The sequence below is a fragment of the Azospirillum sp. FG154 genome, from assembly GCF_057809575.1.
Map to the genome: position 1 here is coordinate 84424 of NZ_JBMDKF010000022.1, position 11531 is coordinate 95954.

Here is an 11531-nt window from a genome sequence, read left to right on the forward strand (position 1 = left end):
CTACCCCACCAACCCCGACATCACGGCGCGCAGTTGCGCGGGCTTCACCGGCTTGTTCAGCACCAGGCAATCGGCGGCCTTGGCCTCGTCGGCCAATTCGGGGGTGCGGTTGGCGGTGATGAGGATGGCGGGCAGGTCGCGGCCGCAGGCGGCGCGCAGGCGGCTCACTTCGTTGACGCCCAGCGCGCCGTCGTCCAGGTGATAATCGGCGATCAGCAGATCGGGCGGGCGCTCCATCGTCGCCAGTTGGATCAAGGCTTGATCGCCCGACATCGCCGACACGACATGACAGGACCAGCCGCGCAACAGCGCCTCCATCCCCGCCACCACCGCCGGTTCGTTGTCCAGCACCAGCACCGAGGTTCCGGCCAGCCGGTCGGTCAGCGGGCGCGGGGCCGGGGCGCAGAGCGGGCGAACGGCGCGGCGTTCGGCCCCGCGCGGCACGGTGACGGCGAAGACGGATCCTTTGCCAAGCGTGGAACGGACGGTGATCGGGTGATCCAGCATGCGGGCCACCCGTTCGACAATCGCCAACCCCAAGCCGATGCCCCGGTCGCGCCCGTTGGTGACGGGGGTGTCGAGGCGGCGGAACTCCTGGAAAATCTCGGTGATCTTGTCGGCGGGGATGCCGGGGCCGTTGTCCCACACCTCGATCCGCAAGCCGTCGGCGCAGCGGCGGCAGCCGACCACCACCCGACCGCCCTGGACGTAGCGCAGGGCGTTCGACAGGAAGTTTTGCACGATCCGCCGCAGCAACCGCATGTCGCTGCGCACCACCGATCCTGAGGCGACGACGCGCAGCCGGATGCCGCGTTCCGCCGCGATGGCGGCGTATTCGGTGGCGAGCGGCAGCAGCACGCCGCGCAGCGGGAAATCCGTCACCTCCGGCGTCACCGCCCCGGCGTCGAGCTTGGAAATGTCGAGCAGCGCCGACAGCAGATCCTCGACCGAGGCCAAGGCCAGATCGACATTCTCCACCAGCTCGCCGCTGGCCCCCGGCTGCTCCAGATCGCTGAGCGCCGAGACGAACAGGCGGGCGGCGTTCAGCGGCTGCAACAGATCGTGGCTGGCCGCCGCGATGAAACGGGTTTTCGACAGATTCGCTTGATCGGCCTGCGCCTTGGCTTGGTGCAACTGCTCGTTCAGCAGCATCAGCGCGGTTTTTTCCGCCTGTTCGGATTCGCGCCGCCGCGCCTCGTCTTCCTTGATGTCGGTGATGTCGGTGTAGACGCCGACGACGCCGCCGTCGCGGGTCCGCCGCTCGTTCACCTGGATCCAGCGGCCATCGGCCAGTTGGTTGATGAAGACGCCGCGCATGTCGTGGCGGTGCTCCATCCGTTCGCGCAGCCACAGATCAGGGGGCGGGTCGCACACGTCGCCCGCGCTCGCCACCATGGCGACCAGTTCGGAAAAACGGATGCCCGCCTGGATGCGGTCGGCGACGCTCGGCCAATAGGACAGATATTTCCGATTGCACAGCACCAGCCGGTCGGATGAGTCGAACAGGGCGAAGCCCTCGTTCACCGATTCGATGGCCTCGAACAGGCGGGTCCGCATCGTTTCGGCCAGTTCTTTGGCGCGGGCGAGGTCGCGGTTGCTGTCCTCCAGCTTGTGCAGGGCGCGTTCGACCTCCAGCGTGCGTTCGCGGATTTTGTTTTCCAGCACGATGGCGGTTTGGAACAGGGAAAAGGCGCCGCCCTGAAAATCCATCGACCGCTCGACCCGATCCATCAACACCTTGTTGATGCGCTGGAGCTTGGCGTTTTCCCGCTCCAGATCGGCGATGCGGTCGGCGTCGGATTTTGGGGGGGCGAGCGTCCTCATGCGCCGCGCGCCCCAATCGCCACGCCGGTGAAGGTCTGGTTCACATGCATGCCGTTCACCTGCTCGCCATAGGCGCAGAAACCGACCACCCGATGGTTGGCCAAGCGCTGGGACATCACCGCGCCCAACTGGCGCTGTTCCATTTCCAAACGCCGCAAAATGCAGTCGCAGCCCAAAACCAGATCGGGCGAGCCGACCTCTTCGGCGATGCCGTCCATCAGCGCGTCGAAATTGGCGACGGGATCGACGCCCTCGGCCACGGTCAGAACGATGCCCTCGTCGATGGCGCAAAAGAAGGTCAGGCTTTCGTCGTCGTTCACCTTCTGGATCGAGCGGACATGATACTGCCCGCCGACCCGGACGACCACGGGGTGGGAGGCGAAGATCATCGGGGTCAGCGGCTCGCCCTCCAACCCGACCAGCCGGGCGTATTCGCGCCCCGCCGGTTCGGCGTTGATCTCGGTGACGATGCGGCGCTGCGGGTCGGCCCCGGTGACGACCATCTTGCGGTCGGAGCTGACGAAATGCTGGGTGTGGAAAACGGTGAAGGGCCGCGTCGTGGTGAACAGCGCGACGACGCCCGCGTTGGCGTGGAACACCCCGTCATGCAGGACGAAGGTCTGCTCGAAATGCAGATCGTCCCCCGCCGACGCGCCGAACAGCGGAATGTCGATCAGCGCGTTGTGCAGGGCGCTGACCACGGTTTCCTCGCTCATCGACAGCCCGTCGATCAGCAGCATGGCGAAGCTGTCGGCCTCACTCCCCAGCGGCGCGGCGCGCGCGGCGAGCGCGCGGTCGCGCCGGGTCAGCAGGGAACGGGCGATCACCGTGCTGTCGGCGATCTCGAAACGATCCACATGATCGACCAGCGCGGTGACGACGGAAAAATCCTCCGACGGAAAACCAACGGCGACCAGGGAGCCGGAGATGTAGCCGAACGGCCCGATTTCCCCCGCCGTGGTGCAGCCGATCACCGGCACCGCGCCGAATTCAGCCGACAGCGCGTCGGCCAGGGCGGCGCGGTCGTGGCAGGGGGCGCAGAAGACGACCACCAGCTCCAGCGCCTCGCCGCCCAGCCCGGCATGAAGGTCGCGCGCGGCGGCGCGCGGATCCTCGGCCTGCGACATGGCGCGCGGGATCTCGCTTCCCCGGCGGGGCGTGGCGGCGGCGGTTGGTTCCGGCATGGCCTCTCCCTCGGCGCGGGACTCCGGCTCGGCCAGGGTACTCCAGGGATGGCGGCGGGCAAGGCCGTTTCGTGGGCGGGTGAATGCTACCATGGTCGAACGACGCGCCTTTCCAAACCCATGCCGATGGTTTTACGCCAATGCTCTTACAGGGCGTCCGCCGCCGTCGGTTTGGCCAACTCCGGCAATTCCTCGTCGGTGAACAGCCGGGACTTGGCGGCGAAGCGGACGCCGTCGGGCGCCTCCAACGAAAAGCCGCCGCCGCGCGCCTGTATCACATCCAGAATGACTTGGCTGTGTTCCCAATAGGAAAAGGTTGAATCCGCCATGCAAAAGGGCGTCGTTCCGGCGTAGCCCAAACACAGATCGCCGCCGCCCATGCGGAACTCCCCGCGCGGCAGGCACAGCGGCGCGGTGCCGTCGCAACAGCCGCCCGACAGATGCAGAAGCAGCGGCCCATGCTTGGCCGCCAGCCGGTCGAGCAGGGCGAGCGCGTCGGGCGTCGCGATGATTCGCTCCACCATCCTTGAATCTCCTGGTCGGAAAAAAGGCCGCGAACAGAAAAAGGGCCGGGGTTTTGACGCCCCGGCCCAGTTTTACCCGATGGGGAGGAGTACGCTTAGAAGAAACCAAGCGCCTTCGGGCTGTAGCTGACCAGCAGGTTCTTGGTCTGCTGATAGTGATCGAGCATCATCTTGTGCGTCTCGCGGCCAATGCCGGACTTCTTGTAACCACCGAAGGCGGCGTGCGCCGGGTACAGGTGGTAGCAGTTGGTCCACACGCGACCGGCCTGGATGCCGCGACCCATGCGGAAGGCGCGGTTGCCGTCACGGCTCCACACACCGGCGCCCAGACCGAATTCGCTGTCGTTGGCGATGGCCAGCGCCTCTTCCTCGGTCTCGAAGGTGGTGACGGCGACGACCGGGCCGAAGATCTCTTCCTGGAAGATGCGCATCTTGTTGTGGCCTTCCAGGATGGTCGGCTGAACGTAATAGCCGCCTTCCAACTCGCCGCCCAGATGGGCGCGCTCGCCGCCGATCAGCACCTTGGCGCCTTCGGCCTTGCCGATTTCGATGTAGGAGAGGATCTTCTCAAGCTGCTCTTGCGAGGCTTGGGCGCCGATCATGGTGCCGCCGTCCAGCGGATGGCCCTGGGCGATCTTGGCGACGCGCTCAACCGCCAGCTTGATGAAGCGGTCATAGATCGACTTCTGGATCAGCACGCGCGAGGGGCAGGTGCAGACTTCGCCCTGGTTCAACGCGAACATCGCGAAGCCTTCCAGCGCCTTGTCCAGGAACTCGTCATCCTGCGCCATCACGTCTTCAAAGAAGATGTTCGGCGACTTGCCGCCCAACTCCACCGTCGAGGGGATGATGTTTTCCGAGGCGTATTGCAGGATCAAGCGGCCGGTCGAGGTTTCGCCGGTGAAGGCGATCTTCGAGATGCGCTTGTTGGTGGCCAGCGGCTTGCCCGCTTCGATGCCAAAGCCGTTGACGATGTTCAGCACGCCGGGCGGCAGCAGGTCGCCGATGATCTCGGCCAGGACCATGATGGCCATCGGGGTCTGTTCGGCGGGCTTCAGCACGACGCAGTTGCCGGCGGCCAGCGCCGGGGCCAGCTTCCAGGCGGCCATCAGCAGCGGGAAGTTCCAGGGAATGATCTGGCCGACGACGCCCAGCGGCTCGTGGAAGTGGTAGGCGTAGGTGGTGTGGTCGATCTCGGCGATCGAACCTTCCTGGGCGCGGATGCAACCGGCGTAGTAGCGGAAATGGTCGATGGCGAGCGGGACGTCGGCGGCGCGGGTTTCGCGGATCGGCTTGCCGTTGTCCAGCGTCTCGGCGAGCGCGATGATTTCCAGCCGCTCTTCCATGCGGTCGGCGATCTTCAACAGGATGTTCGAGCGTTCGGTCGGCGAGGTGCGGCCCCAAGCGTCTTTCGCGGCGTGGGCGGCGTCCAGCGCCAGCTCGACGTCGGCGGCCTGCGAACGGGCGATCTCGCACAGCGCCTTGCCGGTGATCGGCGTCAGATTGGTGAAGTATTGGCCGTCCACCGGGGCGACCCACTGACCGCCGATGTAGTTGTCATAGCGGGGGCGGAGCGCGATTTGCTTTTGCAGCGTGTCGAGAGCCTGGTGGAGCATTTGCCGTTTCCTCTCTGGATGGCGAGCCGGTGATGGTCCGGCCCGGCGCGTTTGTCGACGCCATTGATCCAACGAGAGGGGGCATCCGGTAAATTGTACTATGGGATGAGACGCTGGGAAGGGAGACGGCGGGGAAGAAAGACGGCTTGGGCGGCGAACAATCGTCAGGCCGGAACCGCCGCGCGTTGACGTCCCGCCGCCTTGGACAGATCCGCCCCCTTCAGGGTGGCGAAGCTGGTCTTGATCCCGGTCAGGTCGGTTCCGGCCAACAACGCCCCGGCCAGGCTGGCGTCGCGCAGGTCGGCCCCCGCCAACCGGGCGTTGGTGAAGTTGGTCGGCCACACGCGGCTGCCGTCGCCGGACAGATCGACGCCGCGCAGCCGCGCCCGCCACAGCTTGGCCCCGGTCAGGTTGGCCCCTTCCAGATTGCAGCCGGACAAATCGGCGCTGGTGAAATCGGCGTCGCGCAGATCGCAAAAGGACAGATCGGCCATGGCCAGCTTGGCCCCGGAGAAATCCGCCCCGCGCAGGCCGCAAAAACGCATCACCGCCCCGCACAGCAATTGATTGGCGAAGGAATAACCGCGCAAGTCAACGCGCTGCAACTCGATGCGCTCGCCCTTTTTGCCGTCCTTGTCCACCCAACGTTGATGGTCGGAAATCAAATCCGCCATGCGGGCCGCCGTGGTGGTCAGGCCGGTGCCGTCCACGTCGATGCCCTTGCGTTCCAGCGCCGTGCGCAACTCCTCGTTCAGACGCGCGCCGCACATCAGAACGCCGTCGAGCGTGGCCTTGCGCATCGTGGCGTTGGTCAGGTCGGCGCCAATCAGGATGGCGCCGCTCAGGTCGCTGCCGGTGAAGTCGGCCCCGGACAGATCGCTGCCGGAGAAATCGCATTGAGCCATCCGACAATCGGTCAGGATCGCCTGGGTCATCGCGCAGCCGACAAAGGTCGTGCTGCCGTCGGCGTTGCCGCCCGCCCGGCGGTCCCCCGCCTCGATCATCATGCCGCGCCGCAGATCGGCGCCTTGAAGGTTGGCGTTCTGCAAACGCGCGCCGTCAACCCGCGCCCCGCGCAAATCGACGTTTTGCAATTGCGCGCCGCTGAGATCGGCGCGCGACAGGTCGGCGCCATACAGATCCGCGCGGGACAACACGGTCCCCATCAGCCGCGCGCGCGACAAACCGGCCCCGGTCAGTTTGGCTCCGGCAAGGTTGATGCGGCTCAAGCCCAAGCCGGTCAGATCAAAAAAGCTGAGATCGGCGCGGCGTCCCTGCCCCAAGGGATCGCGCAGCAACCATTGTTGATGCTTCACCAGAGTGTCGCGGACGGCGCGCAAATACCGCTCGTCCATCATTGGATGGATCCGCCCCGGCACTGGATGCAACGATTCCGCAGACACGTCACAGGGCGCGCGCCTTTCCGAATGGCAACAATGGGCATACTGTGTCGGTGGATATTACCGGATTGGAAGAAACCCGGAAAGGGCGGATCCATGACCGATCCGGGATGATTTCAAGATTCTTTTGTTATACTGACAATCTTCCAGCTTGCAAAAATCCTCCGACGCTCGGTCACAAGCGCGTGAGGCGGACGCTGCGGGGCTTGGGAAGAGCGCGTTCCCGGCCAATATCCGATGAACGGATCCGCAATGGACCCAGAAGCGACCCAAAGCTAAGGAGATCATCGGCATGGGCGGCGGCGACAAGACCAAGGATGATTGGAAACGCGACCTTTCCCCCTCTCAATTCCGCGTTCTGCGCGAGCATGGCACCGAACATCCCGGTTCCAGCCCGCTGAACCACGAAAAACGCGCGGGTCTGTATCAGTGCGCGGGCTGTGGCCAACCGCTTTACAGCAGCGCCGCCAAATACGACAGCGGTTCAGGCTGGCCCAGCTTTTGGGAGGCGCTTCCCGGCGCGGTCGCGACATCGACCGATTACAAGCTGGCCTATCCGCGCACCGAGGTGCATTGCGCCCGCTGCGACGGGCATCTGGGCCACCGTTTTGACGATGGGCCGCAGCCGACCGGAAAACGCTATTGCATGAACGGCGTGGCGTTGACCTTCGCCCCCCGCGACGAGGCGGGCGGCTGAGCGTGAAGCGCGGCGGCGGCGCGCCGCCGCGTTGCGGTCGCGCCGCCATTTGTTGCAAAGTTGATTTAAATTATCCCTGAAAAATTACAACCCGGACACGCGGACTCGGTGGTACAATCGTTCGGATGTGACGCGGTGTCGCAGAGTGTGACGTGGCGTGTCGTTGCGGCGATTGGGTGGACGAATGGTGGTTTCCGCCGAGTTTCTGGGGATGCTGCTGCTGATAACCAGCGCCGCCGCGCTTGGCCTGTCCATCGTCATCGACGTCGGTCGGGTCAGCGCCGAAAAGGCGCGGGAAGCGATGTCGCAGCGGACCTACGACAAAAAACGGGCCGCCTTGGCCGAGTGGCGGCAGAAGACCGAGCGCAAGCGTGTCGATCTGACGACGCTTCAGGCCCGTTTGACCGAATTCAACGGGCGCCGCCACAAGACGCAAAGCGAATTGAAGGCGCTGGAATATTCCAAGATTGAACTGGTCCATGAGATTGGCGACGCCGACGGCGACCCCGACGTCTATTGGGCGCAACTGGCGGTTGGCGCGGAGTTCGCCGAACTGGACCGCAAGGACATCGTGTTTTCGCGTCAGATCTGGGAATACCGCAACGTCGTTCACATCCTGGCCAACTCCACGGACCAGGCGCATGGGACGTTGCGCATGGCCTTTGGCCAACGCAACGGCGTGGTGACGTCGCCCGTCGTTCCTTTGGCCTTGGCCCCCGACCCCACGGCGGAGAACGGCGACGCATGACCGGGATGATGCTGTATTTCGCGCTGGGCTTGATGGTTCTGACCGTTCTGTCCAATCGTTACTGGCGCCGTCAGCTCGTTCTGACGAAAGTCGCCAATTCCAAGCTGAAGGACAAGGTGGAGGATGTGACGCGGGAGGTCGCGGACGTCGCTTCTGATTACGCGCAGCTCGCCCACCATTTCGCCGAGATGGAAAAGCGGGTGCAAAAGGCGGAAGTCGACCTTCAGGCCACCTTGATCGAGTTTGAGAAGAAAAAAGACGCCCCGCTCGACCGCTATTTTGTCTTCGACCGGCAGGAACCCCGGCCCGGTCGGTTTTGGGAGGTCGCGGTTCGTTGTTCGCCGTCCAACAGCGTCGAATCGCGCGGCCAACGGGGATGGAGCGGCGTTCGCCGCTATTTGCTGGTGGCCGATGGCGAACGTGACGCCCGCGACCGCGTCACCTCCCGTTTTCAGCGGCGGGCGGGGTTCGAGGTGGTCGAGGTCGCCGGATGCCGTCTCAGCGGGCTGTCGGTCAACCGCATCGCCGAACTCAGCACCTTTCGCAAACCGGGCAAGGGAAATTCCGATGGCGACGGGGCCGCGAAGGGAAACGCCAAGCCGTCGCACAACAAAACAACGGCGCTTCGGTCATAGGCGCGCATCACGGTTGCGGCGTTCGGGCAAGTCGGTCATGACAGCCTGATGACACGCTCGCCGTTGGCGGCGGCGCTGTTTATTTCTGTTGTTTCCCCGTGATTTAAAATGCTTCCCTGCACGGCGCGAGAGGTGTGGCCGGGCAATGGGGTTGGCAAGCTATGGATGATGTCGGTCGTTCGGGGGTGTTGCCAGCCCTCGCCAGCGCGTGTTTGCTGGCGCTGTTCGTCGCCGCCGGGATGGCGGCCCTGCCGTTGCGCGGGGCGCCGCCCAACCTGTCCTTCGTTCCGGTGGCGCCGGAAACCTTGCCGCCGCTGAACGGCGTCTTTCCGGTGCTGACGCTGCGGCCCGACCGCTCAACCATTCGGTCGGGCTACGCGACTCAAGGATCGGACGGTCGGATCCGCGTGACCCTCTATGACCCTTACGAACCATTGTTGGCCATGGCCAGCGAAGGCGTGTTGTTTTCCGCCGATTTGCGGGCCTTGTGGCTGCTGGCGACCGATGAGGAGCGGGCGCGTCTGCGCGCCGGAGTCACCGCGCTGGCCCTGTCGCTGCGCCAATCCGCCGACGCCATTTTGCATTCGCCGGAATTCACCAGCGATTACCGGCCGCTGTTGCAGGACGCCGCGCGGAACGCCATCGAAACCGCGTGGAAGCAGCCCTCCACCCGCGCGGCCTATGACGAGATGCTGCGCGGGGCTGAACCCATTCTGCGCGACGTCGCGACGCGCGAGGTTCGCCCGCTGCTGCTGCGCCGACTCGATGGGTTGCTGTGGGACATCGTGCAGGCGAACGTCGGCACCGTGTTCAGCGTCTTCAACGCCCGCCCCTGGAACATGGCGCCGGTCGAGCAGGCGGTGGAGGCCGCCCTGCGCGACATGCGCGACCAAGGGGTTCTGGAGCGCGGCGTCGCGCAGGTGATCGAAACGCGGCAGACCAAGGCCTTTCTGCAATTGTTCGCGGGCAACGCCATCGACGCGTTGGCCGCCGACCACCGCATCGAGGAAACCTTGCTGCGGCTGGCCACCGACCCGCGCATGACCGCCTATCTCACCCCGATGGGACCGGCGGCCAGCGATCTGTCCTTGATGGCGCCCCGCATCCTGTTCGGCACGCGCGAGGGCGGCGATTTGAACGCGGTGGCCGCCTACACGTTCAACGGGTTGGTTGGCGGCCATCCCGGCCCTGTGGTGATCCTGATGACTCCCCAGCAGCGCGACGCGATGTTGAGCGTCGATTCCAGCGTGCCCAAGATTCTGGTGCGGAGCGCCACGCCGTGACGATGCCCATTTCCCCCCTCGCCGCCCCTGCCGGGGCTGACATCGTCATCGAAAATCTGACGATTTCCCGGCCCGGCGGCGGGCGTGTGCTGAACGAAACCAACCTTGTGATGCGCGCGCACGAGGTCGTGTTGCTGGTCGGCCCCAGCGGCGGCGGCAAATCGACCATCGTCAAGCTGCTGGGCGGCCTGCTGGAGGTTGGCGAGGGCGGTTGGACCGTCACCGGCACGCTGCGGCATGGCGACCGGACCATCGACCTCAGCCGCGAGCGCAGCGACATCGGCGGCATCGTGTTCCAGGATCACGCGCTGTTCGACGATCTGTCGGCCATCGAAAATCTGCGCATCGCCGCCGATCACGCCACCAGCACGCATCCGTCGCTGATGGGCGACGCCACCGCCCTGTTGGCCGACGTCGGGCCGGACAAGCGGATCGCCGCGTGCAGCGGCGGACAGCGCCAACGGTTGGCCATCGCCCGCACCGTGCTGGCCGACCGCCCGGTTCTGCTGTTCGACGAGCCGAACTCCGGTCTTGACGTCGTGTCGGCCCGGCGCTTGGGCGAGCTTATTCGCGGCCTGTGTCAGGTGATGGGCAAACCAGCGCTGATCGTCGCCCACCATGTCAAAGATCTGCTGCCCATCGCCGACCGGGTGCTGCTGCTCGACACGCGTGGACGCCGCTTGATCGAGGTGCCGCCCGACGCCGATCTGGTCGAAGCCGAATTGGTCAAGACCGGCGTCGAAGAGACGTTTGGCGCCGGGCCGCCCGCAAGCAACCCCTGGCCCGGCTCCATCGGCCGACGCTCGCGTTTGCATTGGTTCCTGCGCTATCTGGCCGAATATTTCTGGGTGCTGTGCGCGTCCCCCTTGATGTTGATCTATATGGGGATGGGGGCGCTCATCATGGGCTTTGTGTCCATGTGGTTCGGCTTCAATTACAACTCGTTCGGCGGCTTCCTGAAATCGGTGCTGCATGACGAGACGCTGGTCGGCGTTGGGTTGGTTCAGGCCACCGTCGCCGTGCCGCTCATCAGCAGCATCCTGTTCGTCGCCCGCAACAACGCCATCATCGCCGCCGACGTCGGCAACCGGGTGTTGTCGTCGCAGTTCAAGGCGATGGACAATCTGCAAATCCCGGCGCGCGGTTACATCTTCACCGCCATTGTCCTGAACATGGTGGTCGGGTCCGGCCTGCTGCTGGTGGTGTCGTTGGCGGTGGCGAGCTGGGGGTCGATGGAAACCTGGCACCTGCTGTTTCCTCAACAACACCGCGAGCTGTGGCAGGACCATTTTTTCCGCAAGCTGCTGCTCAACGGGCTGACGCCGTCGCCCAAGATGGGTTGGGTGCTGTTGAAGGTCGCCTTGAGCGGTCTGCTGGCCAGCGCCATCGCCATCGCCATCGGCATGCGGCCCAAGGATTCGGTCATCGCCATCAACACGGCCATCGCGCAGTCGATCATCGCGGGCGTGACCGTCACGCTGATGGTTCACGCCGTGGTGTCGGTGCTGACCCTTACCTTTTGAGCCTGCGGCCTTTTGAGCGGGGCGGCGTTGGTATGCGACGCCGCATACGATCTTGCCGCAACTGCTCATCGGCTGTAGTTAGAATGAACGGTTTTGG

Annotated in this window: 10 protein-coding genes; 5 read left to right on the forward strand and 5 right to left on the reverse strand. The window is 65.1% G+C overall.

Features of this window, described 5'->3' with window-relative positions; translation table 11 throughout:
* The 5 genes from ACODS4_RS21480 to ACODS4_RS21500 form a co-directional block, all read right to left on the reverse strand.
* A complete protein-coding gene (locus ACODS4_RS21480) occupies positions 1-1824 on the reverse strand; it encodes a hybrid sensor histidine kinase/response regulator (RefSeq protein ID WP_488867354.1) in 1824 nt (607 codons plus the stop codon).
* Complete coding sequence (nosP, locus tag ACODS4_RS21485; protein ID WP_488867355.1) at positions 1821-3008, reverse strand: nitric oxide-sensing protein NosP; 1188 nt, start codon at positions 3006-3008, stop codon at positions 1821-1823. The genes ACODS4_RS21480 and nosP overlap by 4 nt, the downstream gene beginning before the upstream one ends.
* A gap of 146 nt (positions 3009-3154) precedes the next feature.
* Complete coding sequence (locus ACODS4_RS21490; protein ID WP_488867356.1) at positions 3155-3532, reverse strand: DUF779 domain-containing protein; 378 nt, start codon at positions 3530-3532, stop codon at positions 3155-3157.
* Between the two features lie 95 nt (positions 3533-3627).
* Positions 3628-5148, reverse strand: coding sequence for an aldehyde dehydrogenase (adh, locus tag ACODS4_RS21495; protein WP_488867357.1), 1521 nt, complete (start codon positions 5146-5148; stop codon positions 3628-3630).
* Positions 5149-5312: 164 nt separating this feature from the next.
* Positions 5313-6506, reverse strand: a complete 1194-nt coding sequence (locus ACODS4_RS21500; protein ID WP_488867358.1) for a pentapeptide repeat-containing protein — start codon at positions 6504-6506, stop codon at positions 5313-5315.
* 334 nt (positions 6507-6840) lie between these two features.
* Here ACODS4_RS21500 and msrB point away from each other — a divergent pair, with 334 nt between their 5' ends.
* From msrB to ACODS4_RS21525, 5 genes are all read left to right on the forward strand, one after another.
* On the forward strand, positions 6841-7245 hold the full coding sequence (msrB, locus tag ACODS4_RS21505; protein WP_488867360.1) for a peptide-methionine (R)-S-oxide reductase MsrB: 405 nt from the start codon (positions 6841-6843) through the stop codon (positions 7243-7245).
* Positions 7246-7429: 184 nt separating this feature from the next.
* The gene (locus ACODS4_RS21510; protein WP_488867362.1) at positions 7430-7993 is read left to right on the forward strand and encodes a hypothetical protein; all 564 of its coding nucleotides are present in this window, start codon (positions 7430-7432) and stop codon (positions 7991-7993) included.
* Complete coding sequence (locus ACODS4_RS21515; RefSeq protein ID WP_488867364.1) at positions 7990-8628, forward strand: hypothetical protein; 639 nt, start codon at positions 7990-7992, stop codon at positions 8626-8628. Before ACODS4_RS21510 ends, ACODS4_RS21515 begins: the two co-directional genes overlap by 4 nt.
* A gap of 161 nt (positions 8629-8789) precedes the next feature.
* The gene (locus ACODS4_RS21520) at positions 8790-9911 is read left to right on the forward strand and encodes a hypothetical protein (RefSeq protein ID WP_488867366.1); all 1122 of its coding nucleotides are present in this window, start codon (positions 8790-8792) and stop codon (positions 9909-9911) included.
* Positions 9912-9913: 2 nt separating this feature from the next.
* A complete protein-coding gene (locus ACODS4_RS21525; RefSeq protein ID WP_488867403.1) occupies positions 9914-11434 on the forward strand; it encodes an ATP-binding cassette domain-containing protein in 1521 nt (506 codons plus the stop codon).
* Positions 11435-11531: the final 97 nt, after the last annotated feature.